At 63.2% G+C, this 21,348-nt stretch carries 21 protein-coding genes; 7 read left to right on the top strand and 14 right to left on the bottom strand.

Annotated features, from left to right (window positions below):
• Positions 1 to 32: 32 nt before the first annotated feature.
• Positions 33 to 518, top strand: coding sequence for a prepilin peptidase (locus ACW9IB_RS16495; protein WP_457414499.1), 486 nt, complete (start codon positions 33 to 35; stop codon positions 516 to 518).
• A 116-nt stretch (positions 519 to 634) separates the two neighbouring features.
• Positions 635 to 1,417, top strand: coding sequence for a response regulator (locus ACW9IB_RS16490; protein WP_457368385.1), 783 nt, complete (start codon positions 635 to 637; stop codon positions 1,415 to 1,417).
• On the opposite strand, the gene ACW9IB_RS16485 is transcribed toward ACW9IB_RS16490, so the two are convergent.
• The 8 genes from ACW9IB_RS16485 to cpaB are packed head-to-tail and all read right to left on the bottom strand — an operon-like array spanning position 1,414 to position 8,854.
• Complete coding sequence (locus tag ACW9IB_RS16485; RefSeq protein ID WP_457414498.1) at positions 1,414 to 1,692, bottom strand: DUF3613 domain-containing protein; 279 nt, start codon at positions 1,690 to 1,692, stop codon at positions 1,414 to 1,416. The two genes, ACW9IB_RS16490 and ACW9IB_RS16485, sit on opposite strands and share 4 nt — an antisense overlap.
• 19 nt (positions 1,693 to 1,711) lie before the next feature.
• On the bottom strand, positions 1,712 to 2,422 hold the full coding sequence (locus ACW9IB_RS16480; RefSeq protein WP_457368383.1) for a tetratricopeptide repeat protein: 711 nt from the start codon (positions 2,420 to 2,422) through the stop codon (positions 1,712 to 1,714).
• Between the two features lie 11 nt (positions 2,423 to 2,433).
• Complete coding sequence (locus ACW9IB_RS16475; RefSeq protein WP_457414496.1) at positions 2,434 to 3,318, bottom strand: type II secretion system F family protein; 885 nt, start codon at positions 3,316 to 3,318, stop codon at positions 2,434 to 2,436.
• A 1-nt stretch (position 3,319) separates the two neighbouring features.
• On the bottom strand, positions 3,320 to 4,204 hold the full coding sequence (locus ACW9IB_RS16470; RefSeq protein WP_457414494.1) for a type II secretion system F family protein: 885 nt from the start codon (positions 4,202 to 4,204) through the stop codon (positions 3,320 to 3,322).
• 9 nt (positions 4,205 to 4,213) lie between these two features.
• Complete coding sequence (locus ACW9IB_RS16465; protein ID WP_457414493.1) at positions 4,214 to 5,485, bottom strand: CpaF family protein; 1,272 nt, start codon at positions 5,483 to 5,485, stop codon at positions 4,214 to 4,216.
• Positions 5,482 to 6,675, bottom strand: coding sequence for a pilus assembly protein (locus ACW9IB_RS16460; RefSeq protein ID WP_457368379.1), 1,194 nt, complete (start codon positions 6,673 to 6,675; stop codon positions 5,482 to 5,484). Before ACW9IB_RS16460 ends, ACW9IB_RS16465 begins: the two co-directional genes overlap by 4 nt.
• Entirely contained in the window at positions 6,672 to 7,889 is a 1,218-nt protein-coding gene (locus tag ACW9IB_RS16455) for a type II and III secretion system protein family protein (protein WP_457368378.1), read from the bottom strand. Before ACW9IB_RS16455 ends, ACW9IB_RS16460 begins: the two co-directional genes overlap by 4 nt.
• A 20-nt stretch (positions 7,890 to 7,909) precedes the next feature.
• The gene (cpaB, locus tag ACW9IB_RS16450; protein WP_457414492.1) at positions 7,910 to 8,854 is read right to left on the bottom strand and encodes a Flp pilus assembly protein CpaB; all 945 of its coding nucleotides are present in this window, start codon (positions 8,852 to 8,854) and stop codon (positions 7,910 to 7,912) included.
• 315 nt (positions 8,855 to 9,169) lie between these two features.
• Between cpaB and ACW9IB_RS16445 the strand changes: the two genes are divergently transcribed.
• From ACW9IB_RS16445 to ACW9IB_RS16435, 3 genes are read left to right on the top strand one after another with little or no spacing between them, the layout of a single operon-like run.
• Entirely contained in the window at positions 9,170 to 9,361 is a 192-nt protein-coding gene (locus ACW9IB_RS16445) for a Flp family type IVb pilin (protein ID WP_457368376.1), read from the top strand.
• 40 nt (positions 9,362 to 9,401) lie between these two features.
• Positions 9,402 to 9,599 (top strand): Flp family type IVb pilin, encoded by a 198-nt coding sequence (locus tag ACW9IB_RS16440; RefSeq protein ID WP_457414490.1) that lies wholly within the window; start codon positions 9,402 to 9,404, stop codon positions 9,597 to 9,599.
• Between the two features lie 54 nt (positions 9,600 to 9,653).
• A complete protein-coding gene (locus ACW9IB_RS16435) occupies positions 9,654 to 10,058 on the top strand; it encodes a response regulator (RefSeq protein WP_457368374.1) in 405 nt (134 codons plus the stop codon).
• A gap of 307 nt (positions 10,059 to 10,365) precedes the next feature.
• Here the strand turns inward: ACW9IB_RS16435 and ACW9IB_RS16430 are convergent, their stop codons facing one another.
• From ACW9IB_RS16430 to ACW9IB_RS16415, 4 genes are all read right to left on the bottom strand, one after another.
• Positions 10,366 to 12,048, bottom strand: coding sequence for a ShlB/FhaC/HecB family hemolysin secretion/activation protein (locus ACW9IB_RS16430; RefSeq protein WP_457368373.1), 1,683 nt, complete (start codon positions 12,046 to 12,048; stop codon positions 10,366 to 10,368).
• A gap of 184 nt (positions 12,049 to 12,232) precedes the next feature.
• Positions 12,233 to 13,738 (bottom strand): collagen-like triple helix repeat-containing protein, encoded by a 1,506-nt coding sequence (locus tag ACW9IB_RS16425; protein ID WP_457414489.1) that lies wholly within the window; start codon positions 13,736 to 13,738, stop codon positions 12,233 to 12,235.
• Positions 13,739 to 14,039: 301 nt separating this feature from the next.
• Positions 14,040 to 14,888 (bottom strand): MaoC family dehydratase, encoded by an 849-nt coding sequence (locus ACW9IB_RS16420; RefSeq protein WP_457414487.1) that lies wholly within the window; start codon positions 14,886 to 14,888, stop codon positions 14,040 to 14,042.
• Positions 14,889 to 14,890: 2 nt separating this feature from the next.
• On the bottom strand, positions 14,891 to 16,234 hold the full coding sequence (locus ACW9IB_RS16415; RefSeq protein WP_457414484.1) for a 3-oxoacyl-ACP reductase: 1,344 nt from the start codon (positions 16,232 to 16,234) through the stop codon (positions 14,891 to 14,893).
• 109 nt (positions 16,235 to 16,343) lie between these two features.
• Between ACW9IB_RS16415 and ACW9IB_RS16410 the strand changes: the two genes are divergently transcribed.
• Both ACW9IB_RS16410 and ACW9IB_RS16405 read left to right on the top strand, forming a co-directional pair.
• Positions 16,344 to 17,621, top strand: a complete 1,278-nt coding sequence (locus ACW9IB_RS16410; protein ID WP_457414482.1) for an acetyl-CoA C-acetyltransferase — start codon at positions 16,344 to 16,346, stop codon at positions 17,619 to 17,621.
• A 134-nt stretch (positions 17,622 to 17,755) separates the two neighbouring features.
• On the top strand, positions 17,756 to 18,655 hold the full coding sequence (locus ACW9IB_RS16405; RefSeq protein ID WP_457368368.1) for a PA4780 family RIO1-like protein kinase: 900 nt from the start codon (positions 17,756 to 17,758) through the stop codon (positions 18,653 to 18,655).
• 76 nt (positions 18,656 to 18,731) lie between these two features.
• On the opposite strand, the gene cueR is transcribed toward ACW9IB_RS16405, so the two are convergent.
• Positions 18,732 to 19,133, bottom strand: a complete 402-nt coding sequence (cueR, locus tag ACW9IB_RS16400; RefSeq protein WP_457368367.1) for a Cu(I)-responsive transcriptional regulator — start codon at positions 19,131 to 19,133, stop codon at positions 18,732 to 18,734.
• Positions 19,130 to 21,331, bottom strand: coding sequence for a heavy metal translocating P-type ATPase (locus ACW9IB_RS16395; protein WP_457414480.1), 2,202 nt, complete (start codon positions 21,329 to 21,331; stop codon positions 19,130 to 19,132). The genes cueR and ACW9IB_RS16395 overlap by 4 nt, the downstream gene beginning before the upstream one ends.
• Positions 21,332 to 21,348 lie beyond the last annotated feature (17 nt).

The raw sequence follows: 21,348 nt of genomic DNA, 5'->3' as shown, positions 1-21,348 counted from the left end.
AGAATCATTCGGCGAAAAGGGATGTTTTTTACGTGATTCATAGCCTTGTGCTGTTTGTGTGGTTGGCGCTGTGCGCCGTACAGGATGTGCGCCAGCGCCAGATCGCCAACCGTTTGACCCTGGGTGGTTTGCTGCTGGCCTTGGTTTACCTGTGCTGGAGCGGTACCACCTGGCTGGGGGCGACAGCCGCCGAAGGGGGGTGGGCATTCGCACTGTCGCTGCTGTTCACCTTGCCCGGTTATGCCCTGGGCCGTTTGGGAGCGGGGGATGTGAAATTGTTGGCGGCGCTGGCGCTGGCCACCGACAGCCATTATTTATTGGGCACCTTTGTCGGGGCAGGGCTGGCCAGTGTGGGCTGGCTGTTGCTGGCTCCCAGGGTGTGGCCCCTGATGAATCAAGGGGTTAAAGAGGTGTTGCAGCATTTCGAGCCCGTAGCGTCAAAGAAGCAGCCTTTTGCCCCCTTCCTGCTGGTCGGTTTCGGCCTGTCCTGGTGTTGGATCCCATTTGTCATCAGCTAGCCTAATGCTATGTACATAGTAGGAAAGTGCGTCTACGTTTATAGAGCGGTTGTAGGGAAAATGAGCGGTTGGAATGGATCGGTCGGTCTTTGGCTTGCCCAGGCATGGAGTCGCGCGTGAACAAGCTTACCTCTGAAGTGAAAGTGCTCGTCGTCGACGATCAGCCTCTGATCGTCGAAGAGCTGTGTGAATTTCTCGAAAGCAGCGGGTATCGCTGCATCCCTTGCCACTCCAGCGTGAAGGCGGTCGAGCGTTTTCGCGAAGACGCCGATATTGGCCTGGTGCTGTGCGATCTGCACATGCCGGAAATGGACGGCATCGAACTGGTCCAGACACTCCAGCGCCTGGCCGGCAAGCAACGCGCGTTCGAGGCGATCATGCTGACCGGCCGCGCGGACAAGCAGGACGTGATCAAGGCGCTGCGCGCGGGTATCGCGGACTACTACCAGAAACCGATCAATCTCGATGAGCTGCTCGAAGGCCTGAAGCGCCAGGAAGCGGCATTGCGCGAGCGCCGCAAAGACCTTGAACTGGGGCACCTGAACCAGAAGCTGCAATATCTCTCGGCGTCGATTGACGATCTTTACCACGACCTCGACAAAGTACGCAGCAGCCCTCAAGCGCCTGAAGCGTCCGGCGATGCGGAGGGCGACGCTGCCGACATCGAGATGCCGGTGATCTTCAAGCAGCTGTCACCGCGCCAATTGGACGTGGCCAGGCTGGTGGGCAAGGGCCAGACCAACTATCAGATTGCCTGCGAACTGGGTATCACCGAAAACACCGTGAAGCTGTACGTGTCCCAGGTGCTGCGCCTGACCCATATGCACAACCGCACCCAGTTGGCGCTGGCGCTGTCGCCCAGTAATGCCGCGATACGCCAGCGGGTGACGGCCCACTAATTGCTGCTACCGCCGCCTGTCGTATTACCGCCCTGTTTCTGATCGTAGTATTCAGGGATCGGGTATTTGTAGCTCTCGATCAACCGTTGCAGGGCCCCCTCGCGTTCAGCGGGGGTGGCCTTTTGCGGTTTGGAGGACGCCATTTGCCCGCTGACCTGTAGTTGCAACCAGTCCTCGGTGTGTTTTTGTTGCGGTGAAGAGGGCCCCGGTTCGATGGCCGTGGCGGTCAGTGGCAGCGTTGCCAACAGCAGATGAACGAGCGGTTTGAGTTTCATCTGAATGCTCTCTAAAGACTTACTGAACGGGCGCCTGAACGGTCTCGCCCACGGCGGCCACCTGGCGTTTCGCGGGGGTGGTGGTCTTGAGTTGCTGCGCCCGGGCCTGGGCCTGGGTGACCTGCTCCGGTTTCAAGCCCACGGTACTGACCACCTGCGCGGCCTGCCCCCAGTTGCCCTGATAGATCAGCAGGGTCACCAGGTTGAGCGCCGCCAGCGTGTTGCTCTGATTGAGCTCCATGGCGGTGAGGAACTCGAAACGCGCCTCTTCGAGACGCAATTGATTGAGGTAGACAACGCCCAGGTCGTTGCGGATCTTTTCGTCGGTGGGTGCCAGCCTGGCTGCCCGCTGCAAGTGCTCCACGGCCTGGCTGTTGTTGCCCTTGGCGACGGCCAGTTGCCCCAGGCCATGTTCGCCTTCCGCCGACAGGCAGGTGCCCAGCAACGAGCGATACAACGGCTCGGCCTCACTGCGCCCGAGCAGGCGGTAGACCTTGGCCTTGCGCAGACGTACCTGGGGCAGGTTGTCCGACAGGCTCTGCAGGTTGGCCAGGCTGGCGTGCAGCTTGCCGTCATTGGCCATGTCGTCCGCCAGGTTCAGCGACAGTTCCTGGTCGGACGCGGGCTTGGAGCAACTGCCGGGGGCGGTGAGCCCGGCCCAGGGCGTCTGGCCCATGTTTGTGCAGCCACTGAGTAGCAACAGGCCGCAGGCGGCGATCAGTCCTTTCATCGTTGCTCCTTTCAAGGCCCCATGGCCTTCGAGATGGCGATAAAGCCAGGGCCGGCCAATACGATCAGTAATGCCGGGAACAGAAAAACCATCATCACCACGGACATTTTGGCCGACATCTTGGAAATGTATTCCTGCATGCGGGTCAGGCGCCGATCGTCCAGCAGTTGCTTGAGCGCCTGCAATGACTTCATCGCGCCGCCGCCCTGATGCAGCAGTTGTTGCAGGATCGAACAGGTGTCGCTGAACTCGTCGACACTGAGCATCTGGCTGGCCTTGCTCAGTTCCTCTCCCAGCTCCAGGCCGGAGTCGACACGTGCGAGCACGATCTGGAGCTCCGAGGTCAGCACCGGCAGCAGTTTCTGCGCTTCCTGAGCCATGACCCGCAGGGTCTGTTCAACGGCCATGCCCGACTCGAAGAGGATGCGCAGCAGCGGAATGAAGGTCGATACCTCCACGGCGATCTGTTCCTGGCGCCGCTTGGCGAGGGACGCCAGCACCCGCTTGGGCAACAGGTAGCCGACGGCCAGGCCGAGGAGAGGCGCGAACCAGGCCGAGTCGGTTCCGGCGAAAAACATGCTTTGTGCCAGCAGCGTCAGGGCCAGCAACAGCAGCGGCGCACCGACCTGGCAAGCCGCGAACAGCGAGCGCTGGCTGGCTTTTCTCCAGCCGATGCGGTTGAGCAGGGTTTGGGTTTCGTTGTCGAGGCTGATGGTGCGTTGGCCGATCCGGGTATTGCCCAGCTGGCGCAGCCAATGGCCGATCCTGTCTTCACGCGAAGTTTCGCCCTGGAGCCGCAAAGTGACCAAGCGCTGCTGGCGCCGCTGGGCCAGAATGTTGCTCAACAGCAGCGCCAAGGCGGCGAGGAACAGCACGGCGCTGATCAGCAAGGCCATGTCAGACGCTCCTCAGCATGCGCCACAGCGCCAGGCAGCCGAAGACCTGCATGGCGAACGCGCCGATCAACATCAATTGGCCGCCGCTGTCGGCCCACATGCCCACCAGGTAAGTGGGGTTGGTCAGTAGAAAATAGCCGGCCACACTGACCGGCAACAACGCCAGGACCACCGCCGTCACACGGGTCTCGCCGGTCATGGCGCGTAATTGGCGCGCGCCCTGGTCGCGCTCGCGGATCATTTTGATCAGGTTCTCCAGCAGTTCGCTGGCATTGCCGCCGTAGCGGTGGTTGACCTTCAGCCCCAGGGCAAACAGGCGCAGCTCATCCTGCTCATAAAACTCGGCGTAGTCATGGGCGGCTTCCGGCAGGCTGACCCCCAGCAACACATTGCGCTTGATACGCCCCATGGATTTTTTCAGCGGATCGTCGCTGGCATCGATACCGCCGAGGACCGCATCGGCCAGCGTGCGCCCGGACTTCAGGCTGCGTACCGCGTGGTCGAGCAACTGCGGCAGTTGTTCGATCATGCGGTGCAGGCGGCGTTGGTAGCGCCAGGCGATGTAGCCGCGCAGCACCAGCGGCGGGGTCACGATCATCACCAGCAGGCCCAGCCAGTCGCCCGCCAGAAAGCCCAGCAGCGCGCCCAGGCTCCAGAACGTCAGCCACAGCCCCAGGCGCTCCGTGGGCCGGCCCAGGCCGGCACGGATAAACATGCGCTCGAGCTTGCTCACCACGGCCTTGTCGTTCATGGCCTGGGGTTGGCCCTGGCCCAGACGCTCCATCACACGGTCGGTCTGCACCTGGCGCAAGCCGTTGCGCATCAGGCGCACGGCCAGCACCAGCAGGACCAAGGCGATCAGCGCGAGCAGGATCGGAGCGATCATCACGACCTCCTACAGCGGCAGGTGGCTTTCGCGGCGCAGTTTTTCGCCGGCGGGGTTGATGGCTTCGCGCAGGAAACCGAAACCGGTGCGCTTGTCGTGGCGGAACAGGGTGTTGGTGACATACACGTCATCGCGCACGCCCACCACCTCCACCACTTCACTCACACAGCGACGACCGTCGGGCAGGCGCGTGAGTTGAATCACCACGTCCAGCGCCGCGCAGATCATCTGGCGCAGGGTTTTTTCCGCGACCACGCGGCCAGTCAGCCCCACCAGTGTCTCCAGACGCAACAACGCGTCCTGGGCGTTGTTGGCGTGCACGGTACTCATTGAACCGTCGTGGCCGGTGTTCATGGCGGTGAGCACATCCAGCACTTCCACGCCACGGATCTCGCCGAGGATGATGCGGTCCGGGCGCATCCGCAGGGCGTTGCGGATCAGGTCGCTGGCCTTGACCTCGCCATGGCCTTCGGCATTGGGCGGACGGGTTTCCAGGCGCACCACGTGCGGGTGGCCGAGTTGCAGTTCGGCCACGTCCTCGATGGTCACCAACCGTTCATGGGGGTTGATCAACTGGCTGAGAATGTTCAGCAGCGTGGTTTTACCGGTGCCGGTACCGCCGCTGATCAGCACGTTGCAGCGCTTGCCGACGGCCTCCTGGAAGAACTCGAAAATCGCCTGGTCGATGGTCTGCATGGCCACCAGGTCGCTGCTTTTGAGCATGTCCTTGCGAAACTTCCGAATCGACAGGCACGGACCATCCAGGGCAATCGGCGGGATGATTGCGTTGACCCGGCTGCCGTCGGGCAAGCGCGCATCGACCATCGGTGATGATTCGTCGAGGCGCCGCCCCAGGGGCGCGAGGATGCGTTGCATCACGCGCTCCACATGGTGATCGTCGATGAACCGCAGGTCGCTCTGGTGCAGCAAGCCGTCGCGCTCGATGAACACCCGGTGCGGACCGTTGACCAGGATCTCGGTGACCGAGGTATCACGCAGCAGGACTTCGAGCGGGCCGAAACCGGTCAGTTCGTCGACGATCTCTTCGGCCAGGCGCTCCATCTCGTAGCGGGAGATCGCCAGGTGCATGCGCGTGATGTATTCGGCGACCTTATCGATCACAAATTGCGCGAGGGATTGGCGCGTGCCCTCCAGCAGGTTTTTCCCGGACTCTTCGATGGCGTCGATGATGTAGCGGTGCAGCACCAGTTTCAGGCCGTCATGGTCGGTATTGCCGACTGCGCCGCGACTGGGCACGCCGAAGAGTTTTTCGGTGCTCATTTGGTGCCCCAGAGGCGGGTGAGCCAGTTGGCCGGCGGCGCTTCAAGGCCTTCGGAGCGTTTTGCCAGGCGCTCGCCGAGGGTGCGCAAACCTTGAGTCAGTGGCTCGCGGGGTGCCAGGGTGAACAGGGACTGGCCCTGGTTCTTGGCGTTCAGGCGGATCTCCGCGCTCAGGGGCAGCACCGCAATCACTTCCAGGCCAAAGGTTCTGCCCAGGGCCTCGGCCTCGGGTGCGGCACCTTTGATGTAGCGGTCGACCAGCAGCCGCCCGTGCTCCAGTTTCATGCCTTTTTCGCGCCAGCGGTTGAGCACCGCGAGGTTGCGTCGGCAGTCCAGCACGCTTTGGTCGGTGCACCACAACAGCTTGTCGCAATGGCTGACGAAGGTGCGCAGCGCTTCACTGTCCGGTTGGCCGGTGAGGTTGACGACGATGTGCTGGAAGTGTTGGCGCAGCGCACTGAGGAGCATGTACAGCTCGGCGGCGCTGGTCTGTTCCAGGGGCTCGTCGCTGTCGGTGTAGGCGAGGATGCGCAGGCCGTCTTCGGCCGAAGTGAATGCGCTGTTGATCAGCGTGGCGTCGAGGCGGCGCAAATGACGCAAGGCGTCACCGAAGTGAAACGAGCTTTCCAGGCCCAGCAGCGCCAGGCTGTCACCCCGGGGCAGGCCCAGGTCGAGTACCAGGGTCTGTTGCCCGCTCTTCTGCACCACATGGGCCATATGGCTGGCCAGCAGGGCGCCGTCGGTGCCGCACTGGGTGCCGTACAACACGGTGAGGCCGCCCAGGTGCGTCGTCTGATGGGGCATCGCCGGCAGGCGCTTGCTCAGGCGGCGCACCAGGCCGGCCACTTCGCTGGAGCGCGAGCCGTAGGCGACGAAATCCCTGGCTCCGGCGCGCATGGCGTTGAGTACCAGTTGGTTGTCCATGCCATCGCCCAGGGCAACGATGGCGAGCATGGGTTTGGCTTCCAGGGCACCTTCGATCAAGGCGCACTGGTTGGTGACGTTTTCACGGTCCAGGCCGATGAACACCAGGTTGGCGAAGGTCACATCGACCAGCGCCAGCAGCTCGTCAAGGCTGCCACCGCCGGCGCTGACCACCTGGCCCAGGGGCGCCAGGGCACCCTGGAGCCATTCCAGGTCCGTGCTGTTGCGGGTAATTGCCAGGAAGGTCTGGCTCAGGCTCTCGCTCATTGGGACAACCCCGTGCGGCGGTCGAAATTGCCGTTCTCCAGGAAGAACAGGCGGTACCAGTTCGGGTCGTAGCTGCGCAGTTTTTCGCCGGGCAAGGACGGCAACTGCGCATCGGCAGCCAGCGGCTGGACCAGGTGCGGGGTGACGATCATCAGCAGCTCTTTTTCCTCGCGGCTGATATTGGAGTCCCGGAAAAACGCGCCCAGCACCGGAATGTCACCCAGGCCGGGAAACTTGTTGATGGTGGAGCGGTTGTTGCTGCTGATCAGGCCGCTGACCACGAAGCTTTCGCCATCGGCCAGGGACACGCTGGTGTCGGTGCGGCGCACGGTGAGGGCCGGCACCTGGATGCCCTGGATCTGCACACCGTTGCTGTAATCCAGCTCGCTGACTTCCGGTGCGACCTTGAGGGTGATGCGGTTGCGATCGACCACGGTCGGGGTCAGGGTCAAGCGAATGCCGAACTCCTTGTATTCGATGGAGATGGTGTCGCTGCCGGCGCTGGGCACGGGGATCGGCACTTCGCCGCCGGCCAGGAAGGTCGCGCTCTGGCCGCTAAGTGCCACCAGGCTGGGGCGCGCGAGGGTGTAGGCGAAGCCGCTGCTTTCCAGGGCGTTGATCATGGCCGACACCCGACCACCGCCAAAGCCGATATTGAAATTGGACTGGCTGACCGGCAGCGCCAGGGTATTGGGGCTGGGCACCGAAAGATTGGGGCTGCCGATCAGGAAATTCTTGCCGATCCCCAGAATCGACGTGCTCGCCTCCTTGAGTTTGGTGCGGCTGACTTCCACGAAGCGGATATCCGTCTGCACCTGGCTGGGCAGCAACGGGTCGTCCGAAGGGGGCTGTGACAGGTTGGTCAACGCCGACGTGGCCTTGCCCTTGACGAACACCATGCTCTGGCGCGGTGTGCTGGAGCAGGCGGTCCAGATCATCAGGCTGGTGGCGCCGGGCGCGATGCCGGTCAGCAGGAAGGACTGGTTGCTGTTGACCTGGACGTCGGCGATTTTCGGGTCGCCCACCGCCAGCCGGGTAATGGCCACCGGCGATTGCATGGCGTGTTGCAGCCCTTCGCCCACTTCGAGCGCGGCGGGCAATTGGCCCAGGCTGGCACAGTTGCCGGACGCGGCGTGCACGACGCCGGCGGGCAGGGTCAGGGTAACGAGGGCCCAGAACACTCGTGAAGAAAACCGCGTGGAACGACTGCTCATTCAAGGCATCCTTAGCGCTATCAGGGCGTTTGTTGAGTAACCTGGTTGCCGCGTATCACCTCGACACCCGAACGACGAGGCGCACCGCCGCCGTGGGCTGCCGGGCTGAAATTGCTGATGGGAGGGGCCGTGAGGGCCAGCTGGTTGAACTGGTAGAGGTCGCGCTTGGCGGTCTCCAGATTGGCCGGTGCGTCGCTGCCGCCCGCCCAGTACTGGCTCAGCCGTTGTTCGTCGGCACTGCGCACGGCCAGGCGCAACGCGCCGGATTGGGCGGCGAGCATCAGGCGGCTCATCAATTGTTCGGGAACCGCGAGCAACACGGTGCGCGCGCTGGCGCGGCTCTGTTGTTGCCGGGCCTTTTCTTCCGGGGTGGTCGCGACCGGGGAGCCGGGCTTGCCGTCGTTGGTCAGCCCCAACTGGTCACCGACGCCGAGCAGGCGCAGCGCAGGGATCACGGTTTGCGCCGAGGGCTGCGGGTTGCCGTTTTCCTGGCGCAGGTAAAGCAGCACATCCACGTAGTCGCCCGGGTTCAACTGCCCGCCGGCGCCGGTGACTTCATCGACGGCGACGGCCAGCGCGCGCTCGTCGGGGCGGATCATCCGGGAGACATTGCCGCCGGCCGAGAAGCTTTCTTCAGTCAGCCAAGTGCCCGCTTCAAGGGCACGCCAAGGCGTGCGGCCAATCGCTTGCTCCAGAGTGGTGAGGCTGCCGGCGGGAGCGGTGCGCAGCTTTTCCAGGGTCAGGTCGGCGGCGGTAAGCGCAACGAAGGGCGGCACGTCGTGGGCCAGTACCACCACGGATTTGCGGGTTGGGTCTTCAGCGGGAGCCACGGGGACCGTGACCACAGGTGCGGCGACGGTGGGAGCGACCGGTTCCGGACGGCTCAATACAAGGCCCCAATACCCGGCAATCAACGCACCCACCAATAGCAACCCGGCGAGAATCATGCTGATGCGACTGCTCATAAAGGCTCTCCCTTTCCTACCGCTGAACCTGCCGGCTGGTCCATCCAGTCACTTCGCAAACCGTTCATGCTAAAGATCTAACTATTTCGCTATTTGAAGGTAGTTCAGCTAGGACAAAATGCCATTACTGCGGAGAAAAATTCTGTATCGAGTTTAAAACACAGGTCTTTTGACGCCATGAATTTGGCTACTACTTTGTGATTAGTCGCTTATTACAGTTGTTGGGAGTGCATTTGCCGACAATGCTCTAATGGCAAAGCGAAATCATGCTGCAACACCGCTACATCGGCGCTCTCAGCGCAAAGGAGAAGTCAAATGTTCCTTGATGCCATTCGCAGGGTATTTATCAAAATCCAGATTCTGTCTTACGGAAGAGAGGGCGCGTCCGGTATCGAATATGCAATTGTCGCGGCAATGTGCGCGGCGGTTATCGGGTTGTTCATGACACCGATCAGTACCAAGGTAAAAGCGATCTTCCAATCCATTCAAACGGGCATCGGTACGTAAGGAAGTTGCAAGGCGCTTTCTAACTTTATTGGAGCCCGCTATGTTCGCCACAGAACGCATTCGCAAAGTGTGGGTGAAAGTGCAGATTGCATTCAGCGCCAGGGAAGGCGCCTCAGGGATCGAGTACGCCATCGTGGCGGCGATGTGTGCGGCGGTGATCGGGATCTTCATGTCGCCGATCAGCCAGCGCGTCAAGGCGCTGTTCGACGTGATTCAGGCGAGCATCAGCTCCACTTGATCAATGCCGCGACACGACTAACCTGAATACATTCTTAGTGTCGGGATCTTTTCCATGAGCGCCTCTTTGTCCACTCGGCAACAAATCCTGTTAGTGGATGATGAAGAGGACGCGCTGATCGAGCTCGCCGAATCCCTCGAAAACGAGGGGTTCGTGTGCTTTACCGCCACCTCCGTCACCTTCGCCCTGCAGGAGCTGACTCTGCACCCGGACATTGCCCTGGTCATCACCGACCTGCGCATGCCCGAGGAAAGTGGCATCTCCCTGATCAAGCGCCTGCGCGAACACACCTCGCGCCATCACCTGCCGGTGATCGTCATGTCGGGCCATGCCGAGATGGACGACGTGAGCGACATGCTGCGCTTGCAGGTGCTCGACCTGTTTCGCAAACCCATCTACCTGGCGCGATTGATCGACACGTTGAACAACCTGTTTCCTCTCCCCAAATCCCGTTCTTGACTGCCGAGGGTTGGCGGGGCTGCGAAAGCGGTGGGGCAGGTGGCATCTGTGTAGGCAGTACCGCAGTTTTCGCAGCGATGCGGCGACCCGACAAGCCAGCTCCCACAGTGGATCTCTATCGTTGGTGAGAAAGTGCCCGGCGCGATGACCCTGCTGACAGAGGATTTCCCAGCCACCGACAATCCCCTGTGGGAGTTGTCGAGCCCCGGCGAGGCTACGAAGGCGGTGGGTCAGGCGGCCTCTTTGTTGGCAGTGCCGCCGTCTTCGCAGGGGATCTCTTTGGTTGGCAAGAAAGTGCCCGGCACAATCACAGCTGGTAACTGAAGCTCAACGTATACCGAGGCCGCCGATCGTAGCTGTCGAGGGCGACGTCCGACATCGGTTTGGCCGCTTCCAGCGCGATGTTGTAGTACTTGGCGTCGCCAAACCGCAGGCCCACCGCCGCCGAGGACAGGTCACTGCTCTTGATCGGCAAGTCGTTGAACCAAGTCCTGGAGCGGTCGAACACGATGTAGGGTTGCAGGATGCGCACCCATTCGCCGTCACGGTTGTAGCTGTAGTTGATCTCGTAGGCCGCGCCCCAGCCCTTGTCGCCGGAACCCTGATCGTCGGGGTAGCCGCGCCCGAAATTCTGCCCGCCGAAGGTGGCGCGCTCGCTGTCGGGCAGGGTCGCGTCGCTCCAGTAGAACGCCCCGGACAGCACGCCCTGGAAATTACCGAAAAGTTTGTTGCTCTGCACGCCGGACAGGCGCAGGCGGAAGAAGTCGAGGTCGGGCTTGAGCCCTTCGAAGTCAGTGCGCGCCTTGGCGCCCAGGCCGTTGATGCCTTGGTACAGCCCGGCGCTGAGGATGCGCAGCTGGTCGGTGTCGGCCTTGCGCCAGTCAGCCTCGAAGGCCAGGGCACGCAGGTTGGTTTCCAGTTCCAGGCGCTGGGGGAAACCCACCAGTTTGTAGGCTGTGGTCTGGTCGACCGCATAGAAGCGGGTGCCCAGGGTCAGGGACTCGGTAGGCGAGGCGATCACCGGATGGCTCACGCCAATCGAGTAGCGGTCGATTTTCTGGTGTGGCTTGAGTTCGAAGCCGCTGCCCAGTTGCACGTTGGTACGCGGGTCGGCGCGGTAGCGTTCGCCTGACAGCACCAACTGGGTGCCTTCGGCATTGACGAACTGGCTGTAGGCCGCGCGGTAGTAGTGTTCCTTATCGTGGCCCGGTGGAACCAGCCCGGTGAAACTCAGCAATTCCCCCATGGCGGTCTGTGAGTTGCTGGTGCCGGTGAGCAGGGCTTGCAGCCCGTTACGACTGGCCTGGTTCAGGCTCATGCTGGTGGTGAAGGGCTTGCGGCTGGCGGTGATCTGCATGCGAGTGCCGCCGTCGGTGGTGCTCGGCGGAGGCACCTGAGCCTGCAGGGTTACGCCAGGAATCCCACCCATCAGGGTGGTGTAGCGTTCGAAAGTCTTGCGCGTGAGCGGGCGTTCGGCCTTGAGCTTTTCGGCGAGCTTGTCGACGTAGGCCGAGACCGGGCCGATATCGCCCTGCAATTGGTAGTCGCGGATATAGCCCTCCACCAGCACCACCTGCACCAGCCCGTTTTCAAAACTCTGTTGCGGCAGAAAGGCGTAGGACAGCAGATAACCGTCTTGCTGATAGCGGCGAGTGATGCTGCGCGTGGCTTCGATCAACTGCGCCAGGTTGGTCTCATGGCCAATCAGCGGTTCGAACACCTGGGCCACGTCCTCGAGCGGGTAGACCGTGCCGCCATCGATCTGCAGCTTGCGGATGGTCACCTTGGTGTCCATCAGCAAGGGCTCCCCGGCGGTAGGCGCGGGTGTGGGTACCTGGGTTTGCGGGGTGACGGGACGGTAGGCGTCGGCGGGCAGGTTGGGCACGGGCAGGTTGCGGATGGTGTCGTTGCTGTTGAGAAAGCTGGGCAGGGTATCGGCGTGGGCGTAAGTACTGAGGGTAAGCAACAACAACGGCGTCAAAGCGCGCATAGGACACTCCATGGTCAAATTCGCAGCAGCATTTTGCAGATTCCGCCCGGCTCTCGCGGCGCGGTTCGGAGACTCGCTGGGGCACTCGGTGGCCCATAAAAAAGACGAGAGACTTATTGGGGTCTCTCGTCTCAACCAAGCGTAGGCGCTGTAGGTGAGGCCGTCTAATCGGCCAGGTGCAATTCTATTTTTTGCCGGTCAGGCCGTTGAGCAGCCCGCCCAGTCCACCACTTGCATTGGCGCCCGCTCCGGCACCGGCCGAACCATTGGCGCCCAGGCTCAAACCGCCACCGAGCAGGCCGCCAGTGCTGCCGGTACCGCCGGTGACCAGCCCGCCGATGGACGCCACGGTGCCACCGACCGCGCTGACGGTGCCGCCCAGGGCATTGGTGACCGGGTTGGCGTTGGCACCGCTGATGGCGCCACCCAGGTTGCTCACGGCGCCGCCTACGTTAGTCACCAGGCCGTTGACCGGTGCGCCGAGGCCTGTGGCGTTGCCGACGTTTTGGGTCAGGCTGGTGACGCCGCTGGTCACAGGATTCAGCGCGTTGCCCAGGGTGCTGGTGATTGCGCCCACCGGTGCGCCGGCGGCGGTGTTCGGGGTGCCGCTGCCGCCGAGCAGGGTGCCCAGCGACGCCACGGTGCCGCCGACCTTGCCACCGGCGACGCCAGTGGCGCTGACGACGCCGTTGGTGCTGCCGGCATCCAGGCCGTTGCTGGCCCCGGCAATCACGCCTCCGATAAGCTCCGGCAGGCCCAGGTTAGGGGTGCCGCCGTTGCCGCCGTTACCACCATTGCCGTTGCCATTGCCGCCGTTGTTGTCTGCGTTCGGGTCGACATAGCCGCTGGCTTTGCCGACTGCAGTGCCCACGCCATTGAGCACGTCACCCACGGCACCGGTCACCGGGTTGCCGTTGCCGCCCGCATCCGCGACTTTGTCGCCCAGGCCGTCGACGGTATCACCGACTTTTTTCAGCAGGCCGCCCACAGGTGTATCGAGGCCGGTGGCGGTGCCGACTTTACCGGTGGTGTTTTCCACCAGCGACACCACAGGCACCAGGACTTTGGAACCGACGGTGTTGGTTACCGAACCCAGCGGGCCGGTGGTGCTGGCGGTGCTCAAGGTATCTCCGAGCATGGTCACGGCGTTGCCGACTTTGTCGACCACTCCGCCCACCACCGGTGCAGTGCCGGCGACTACAGGGACTTTGCCCAGCAGCGTCGCCACATTGCCGCCGGTGACGCTGACGCCATCGCCCAGGTCCGCGACGCCGTTGCCTACGCCCGCCACGGTTTTGCCGAGGGCATTGCTGTCGGTGCCCAGGGAGCCCAGGCCATCCGACAGGCCATTGCCGATGCTGCCGACCGCGTTGCCGGCCGCGTCCACCAGGCCGCCCACAGTGGGGCCGGCAATCGGCAGGCTGCCGAGGGTGGTGCCCAGGCTTTTCACTGTGCCGCCGAGATTGCTGACGATGCCGCCTGCAGTGTCGACCACTTGTGCGGTCACCAGAGGCGTAGTACTGCCGCCGGGGTCGGTGCCCGGATCAGTGCCGCCACCGCCTGTGCCCGAAGAAGAAGCCGAACCACCGCTGTGATGCCCGCCACCACCGCTGCTGCAACCGCCCAGCGTCATTGCTATTGCCAGGGCCAGCGCGGTACTTGCTTTCCAAAACACGACTTGAGTTTTCATGATTGAGTTCCTTGCACCTGTACAACCTTGGGTTGTTTTCAAACGTTCGTTATTTCTTGGATAGCGATACGTTTGTCCGTGTATTCATCACAGACCCGGGTGCGCGTTCTCACAATGCTCAACTTGGTATTAACGATTTATATACGGACGCCCGACACGGACTTAGTGGCTAATGCCAAAGGTATAAGGAGAGGATGTATCAAGATATATAGTTTATGAAAATCAGTGGCTTGAATAAAAAAGCGGACGTCTGGAGGTCCGCTATAACTTAGGGTGTATATATACAATTAATCTTGGTTTTTCAGGCGATTGGCTGCCACTTGCCTAGCATATGGTCAATGTCGCCGGTGCCGCTCAAGCGTAATTCGCCGCTGGAACCGGCGGCACTGGTGAATAACACAACTTCACCCGGCAGGCGCACGGGCTTCTTGAACTCGACCGCTATTTCAATATTGGCGGCGGGCAGGTGTTCGCCCAGCGCGGCGAGGGTGTGTGCCTTGTTCCACAGGCCATGGGCAATGGCTTGGGGGAAACCGAACAGCCTGGCGGTGAGGGCGCTCAGGTGGATCGGGTTGTAGTCGCCGGAGACCCGGGCATAACGCCGGCCGATATCGGCGGGTGCTTTCCAGCGCGCCAGTTCGCTGAGCGGGGCGGGGGCCGGCTGCGCATCGTCGGCCGCTTCGCCGGGCAGTTTCACGCCCCGGCACAGCATGCGGCTTTCGGCTTCCCATAAAACACCGAGTGCATCCTGCGCTGTGGTCACCAACTCGAAGGTGGCGCCCTTGGGATGTGGTTTGAGGTGCTGCGTATGCACGCTGAGGGACAGCTCGCTGACACCGCCCAGCGGGCGATGAATGCGGATGCGATTGCTCAGGTGCACCAACCCCAGCAATGGGAAGGGAAAACGTTTGTCGGTGAGCAACCGCAGTTGCAGGCCGAACGCGAGGATATGGGGATAAGTCGCCGGCAGGATCGGGCTGTCGGCAAAGCCGCACACCTTGCGATAGGCCGCCACGGCCTTGGGGTCGATGTTTGCCCGGCAACGCAAGCCCAGGTCAGGCAGGGTGTCGCCGGTGATCTTGCGCTTGAGTGCCGCGCGCATGTACAGCGGCAGCAGCGAGGGCGTCGTATCCAATGTTTGCCACTGCATCGTCAGGCCCCCAACAGACTTTGGCCGCACACCCGCAGCGCCTGGCCGCTGACCGCGCCACTGCCCGGCTGGCCGAGCCAGGCCACCGCCTCGGCCACATCTTGCGGTACGCCGCCCTGGCCCAGCGAACTCATGCGTCGCCCGGCTTCACGCAAGGCGAACGGAATGTGCGCGGTCATCTGGGTTTCGATAAAACCGGGCGCCACCGCGTTGATGCTGATACCGCGTTCTTTCAACTGCGGCGCCCAGGCCTGGGCGAGGCCGATCAACCCGGCCTTGCTCGCGGCGTAGTTGGTCTGCCCGCGATTGCCAGCGATGCCGCTGATGGAGGCCAGCAGCACCACGCGCGCGTGGTCGTGCAGGGTGCCGCTGTCGAGCAGCGCCCGGGTCAGCACCTGAGGGGCGTTGAGGTTGACCGCCAGCACGGCGTCCCAGTATTCGGGGGTCATGTTGGCCAGGGTCTTGTCGCGGGTAATCCCGGCGTTGTGCACCAGGATGTCGAGCCCGTCGGGCAGGTGTTCGATCAACTGGCCGGCGGCGTCTTCAGCACAGATATCCAGGGCGATGGTGCGGGCGCCCAGGCGCGCGGCGAGGGCGTCGAGGTCAGTCTTGGCCTGGGGCACGTCGAGCAAAATTACCTCGGCGCCGTCACGGGCCAGGGTTTCGGCGATGGCGGCACCAATGCCTCGGGCGGCGCCGGTGACCAGCGCCTTGCGCCCGGCCAGCGGGCGGGTCCAATCCTCGACGGGTGTGGCGCAGGCTTCGAGGCGAAGCACTTGGCCAGAGATATAGGCGCTTTTGGGCGACAGGAAAAACCGCAGCGCCCCTTCCAACTGGTCTTCGGCGCCTTCGCCGACATACAGCAGTTGGAGCACGCCGCCGTTGCGCAGTTCTTTGGCCAGCGAGCGGCTGAAGCCTTCCAGGGCTCGCTGGGCGCTGGCGGCGAAGGGATCGTCGAGGCTTTCCGGCGCGCGGCCAAGGATCACCAGGTGCGCGCTGTTGGCGAGGTTTTTCAGCAGGGGCTGGAAGAACTCGCGCAGTTGCTTGAGCTGATCGGTGTGCTGCAACCCGCTGGCGTCGAACACCACCGCCTTGAGTTTGGGGCCGTGGCCGGGGATCCAGGTCGAGGTCTCGGTGCCGTAGGTGTAAGTGGCATCGGTGAGCTTGTGGGCAAATGCCTGCACGTGGGGTATCAGCCCGCCGCCGCCGAGCAGCAGCGCGCCTTCCACCGGGCGCAGGCGACCGGCTTGCCAGCGTTCCAGGCGTACCGGCGACGGCAGGCCAAGGGCGGCGACCAGGCGATGGCCGAGGCTTGAGTTGGCGAAGTCGATATAACGGTCAGACATGGAACGCTCTCCGAAAGCTGGGGTTCAAAAGGGTTGACCACCCCGGGGCGGCAGTCGTTCGATCAGTCTAGGCTGGATGATTCCACCTACAACCATCAGGGAGCTTTCCATGACTCAATTACGCCGTGTCGCGATCATTGGCGGCAATCGCATCCCCTTCGCGCGCTCCAATGGCCCGTATGCCACGGCGAGTAACCAGGCGATGCTCACCGCGGCGCTGGAGGGCCTGATCGAGCGCTATGACCTGCACGGTCTGCGCCTGGGCGAGGTGGCCGCCGGCGCGGTGCTCAAGCATTCGCGCGACTTCAACCTCACCCGTGAATGCGTGCTGGGCTCGCGTCTGTCGCCGCAAACCCCGGCGTACGATATTCAACAAGCCTGCGGCACGGGCCTTGAGGCTGCGTTGCTGGTGGCCAACAAGATCGCGCTGGGCCAGATCGAATGTGGGATTGCCGGCGGGGTGGACACGACGTCCGACGCGCCCATCGGCGTCAATGAGGGGTTGCGCAAGCTGCTGTTGCAGGCCAATCGCAGCAAGTCCATGGCGGATAAACTAAAAGTCTTGTTACAACTTCGCCCTCGTCATCTCAAACCCGAGCTGCCGCGCAACGGTGAGCCGCGTACCGGATTGTCCATGGGCGAGCATTGCGAGTTGATGGCGCAGACCTGGCAGATTCCCCGCGCGGAGCAGGACCAGTTGGCCCTGGACAGTCATCGGAACCTGGCCGCTGCCTACGCGGAGGGTTGGCACAACGATTTGCTCACGCCGTTCCTGGGCCTGACCCGCGACAACAACCTGCGCGCCGACCTGACCCTGGAAAAACTCGCGAGCCTCAAGCCGGTGTTCGAGCGCAGCGAAAAGGGCACGCTCACCGCCGGCAACTCGACGCCGCTCACCGATGGCGCCTCCCTGGTGTTGCTGGGCAGTGAAGCATGGGCAAAAGAGCGCGGCTTGCCGATCCTGGCCTACCTGCGTGACGGCGAGGCGGCGGCGGTGGATTTCGTCAATGGCGCCGAAGGCCTGCTGATGGCGCCGGTGTATGCGGTGCCGCGCTTGCTGGCGCGCAATGGCCTGACGCTGCAGGATTTCGATTACTACGAAATCCACGAAGCGTTCGCTGCCCAAGTGTTGTGCACACTCAAGGCCTGGGAGGATGCGGATTACTGCAAGACGCGCCTGGGGCTTGACGCACCGTTGGGCGCCATCGACCGCAGCCGGCTGAACGTCAAAGGCAGCTCCCTGGCGGCCGGGCATCCGTTTGCGGCCACCGGTGGGCGTATCGTCGCCAACCTGGCCAAGTTGCTGGATGCGGCCGGCAAGGGCCGTGGGCTGATTTCCATCTGTGCGGCGGGCGGGCAGGGTGTCACCGCCATCATCGAGCGCTGATTGCCGCGCAAACTGGCACAGTGGATGCATTCTTGAGAAGTCAAAGGTCGGTAGCCTCTCCCACCGGCGAGTGGATTGCCGTATAAGGAATGCCAGACGCGTATTTGGTAATAAAGGACCCACAATAAAAGCTGATGAAGACTCCTAAACGCATTGAACCCCTGATCGAGGACGGTCTGGTCGACGAAGTGCTGCGCCCACTCATGAGTGGTAAAGAAGCAGCTGTTTATGTGGTGCGCTGCGGCAACGAATTACGTTGCGCCAAGGTTTACAAGGAGGCGAACAAACGAAGTTTTCGTCAGGCGTCCGAATACCAGGAGGGCCGCAAGGTCCGCAACAGTCGTCAGGCCCGGGCCATGGCCAAGGGCTCCAAGTACGGCAAGAAAGAAGCCGAAGATGCCTGGCAGAACGCCGAAGTGGCGGCGTTGTTCCGTCTGGCCGGTGCAGGCGTTCGCGTGCCTCAGCCGTTCGACTTCCTCGAAGGCGTACTGTTGATGGAACTGGTGGCCGATGAGTACGGCGACGCCGCGCCACGCCTGAATGACGTGGTGCTGGAGCCCGAGCAGGCACGTGAGTACCACGCCTTTCTGATTTCCCAGATCGTGCTGATGCTGTGTACCGGCCTGGTGCACGGTGACCTGTCGGAGTTCAACGTGCTGCTCGCACCGACGGGCCCGGTGATCATCGACCTGCCCCAGGCCGTGGACGCGGCGGGTAACAACCATGCGTTCACCATGCTGGAGCGGGACGTGGGCAACATGGCGGCCTATTTCGGGCGCTTTGCCCCGGAATTGAAGAGGACCCGCTACGCCAAGGAAATGTGGGCCCTGTACGAAGCCGGCACCTTGCACCCGGGCAGCGTGTTGACCGGCGAGTTCGACGAGCCTGAAGAACTGGCGGATGTTCACGGCGTGATGCGTGAGATCGAAGCGGCACGGCTGGATGAAGCCCGCCGCCAGGCGATTCGGGCTGCTGACGAGGCCCCTCCGGGCAAAGGCTCCGACGAGCCACCGCCACCGCCGTGGATGCAGTGATCTCAAGGCAAATGAAGATCTGAAAATGTGGGAGCGTCGAACCGCCGCTCCCACATCTGGTTTTGTGTTTATCCAGTCAGGCGCAACAGTTACCTGAAGCCAACTCCTTGAGAATCGGGCAATCCGGTCGATGATCGCCGTGGCAATGCTCTGCCAGGTCCTGCAACGTATCGCGCAGTTGCCCAAGCTCCAGGATCTTCTGGTTCAGTGCTTCGATGTGCTGGCGTGCCAGGGCTTTCACATCGGCGCTGGCCCGCTGGCGGTCTTGCCACAGGGTCAGCAGTTTGCCGACTTCCTCCAATGAAAACCCCAGGTCCCGCGAGCGTTTGATGAACGCCAGGGTGTGCAGGTCGTCACTGCCGTACACGCGGTAGCCGCTGTCGGTACGGTGGGCGGCCTTGAGCAGGCCGATGGACTCGTAGTAACGGATCATCTTTGCGCTCAGCCCACTCTGGCGGGCGGCTTGGCCGATGTTCATGGGCGTTGATCCTCCGGGTTCTCGGGTTTCCAGGTTTTGAGCAGTAACGCATTGCTCACCACGCTGACGCTGGACAAGGCCATGGCCGCGCCCGCCAGTACAGGGTTGAGCAGGCCGAACGCGGCCAGGGGAATACCGATCAGGTTATACACAAAGGCCCAGAACAGGTTCTGGCGAATTTTTGCGTAGGTCTTGTGGCTGATCTCCAGGGCGGCGGGTACCAGGCGCGGATCGCCGCGCATCAAGGTAATGCCCGCCGCGTGCATGGCCACGTCGGTGCCACCGCCCATGGCGATGCCGATATCGGCGGCGGCGAGTGCCGGGGCGTCGTTGATGCCATCGCCGACCATGGCCACCACGCCGGTCTTTTTCAGCTCGGCAACCGTGGCGGCCTTGTCGGCGGGCAGCACTTCGGCATGCACACTGTCGATGCCCAGGGCGTGCGCCACCACGCGGGCGCTGCCGCGGTTGTCACCGGTCAGCAGGTGACTGTCGATGTGCCGGGCCTTGAGTTGCTGCACCGCCTGCAAGGCGCCGGGCTTGAGGGTGTCGCCAAAGGCGAACAACCCCAGCACACGCGGTTGGGCGCCTTGTTCGATCAGCCAGGACAAGGTGCGGCCTTCGGCCTCCCAGGCGTGGGCGTCAGCGGCCAGCTCGCCCGCGTTCAAGCCGTTTTCCTCCAGCAGGCGACGGTTGCCCAGGGCCAGTGCGCGGCCCTCGAGGGTGCCGGCGATGCCGCGCCCGGTGAGGGACTGGCTGGCGCTGACATCACCCACGCTCAGCCCTCGCTCTTGGCAGGCCTCCAGCACCGCCTTGGCCAGCGGGTGTTCGCTGCCGCGTTGCAGGGCGCCGGCCTGTTGCAGCAGCAGTGCCTCGTTGCCGTCCACGGCGGCCAGATGTGCGATCTTTGGCGCGCCGGAGGTGAGGGTGCCGGTCTTGTCGAACACCACGGTGCTCACGGCATGGGCTCGTTCCAGGGCTTCGGCGTCTTTAATCAAAATGCCATAGCGCGCGGCAACGCCTGTGCCAGCCATGATCGCGGTCGGCGTGGCCAGGCCCAGGGCGCAGGGACAGGCGATCACCAGCACCGCGACCGCATTGATGATCGCCGTCTCGAGCGGTGCGCCGTACAGCCACCAGCCCACCAGCGTCATCAAGGCCAGCACCAGCACGGCCGGCACGAAGACCTGGCTGACTTGGTCCACCAGTTTCTGGATAGGGGCCTTGGCCGCCTGGGCGTCTTCCACCAGGCGAATGATGCGCGCCAGTACGCTTTCGGCGCCGAGCGCCTGGGTACGCACCAGCAAACGGCCCTCACCGTTGATGGCGCCGCCGGTCACGGTGTCGCCGGGTTGCTTGGGTACCGGCAGGCTTTCGCCGCTGATCAAGGCTTCGTCGGCGTGGCTCTGGCCGTCGATCACTTCACCGTCCACTGGGAAGCGTTCACCGGGTTTGACCAGCACCTGATCACCCAGCCGCAATGCGTTGATGGCGACGTCTTCCTCGCGCCCTTCCACCACGCGTATCGCGCGCTCCGGACGCAGGGCTTCGAGGGCCCGGATGGCGCTGGCGGTCTGGCGTTTGGCGCGGCTTTCCAGGTACTTGCCGAGCATGACCAGGGTGATCACCACCGCCGAGGCTTCGAAGTACAGGTGTGGCATGCTGCCGGCGGAGGCTGTGAGCCATTCGTACAGGCTCAGGCCATAACCGGCACTGGTGCCGATGGCTACCAGCAGGTCCATATTGCCGGCACCGGCCCGCACGGCTTTCCACGCGGCGATATAGAAACGCGCGCCAAGGATGAATTGCACGGGGGTGGCCAAGGCGAATTGCAGCCACGCGGGCAACATCCAGTGCAGGCCGAAAGGTTCCACCAGCATCGGCAGCACCAGCGGCAGGGCCAGCAGGATAGCCAGCAGGAGTGCCCAACGTTCACGGTGAAGGCGTTGCGCCTGATCGGCCAGGGTCGTGGTTTCGGGCTGCGGCAGGGTGGCGGTGTAGCCGGCCTTGTCCACGGCGGCGATCAGGATGCCGGGGTCCATCGGGCCCTGCACTTCGACGTGGGCGCGTTCGTTGGCCAGGTTGACGCTGACACTCTGTACCCCCGGCACCTTGCCCAGCGCGCGCTCGACGCGGCCGGCACAGCTGGCGCAGGTCATGCCGCTGATAGGCAGGTCAAAGGTGGTGGATCCGTTCATTGGGGCAGTCCTCCAGG

Source organism: Pseudomonas sp. SDO524_S393 (assembly GCF_054071875.1).
This window is presented reverse-complemented; position numbering and strand designations above follow the sequence as displayed.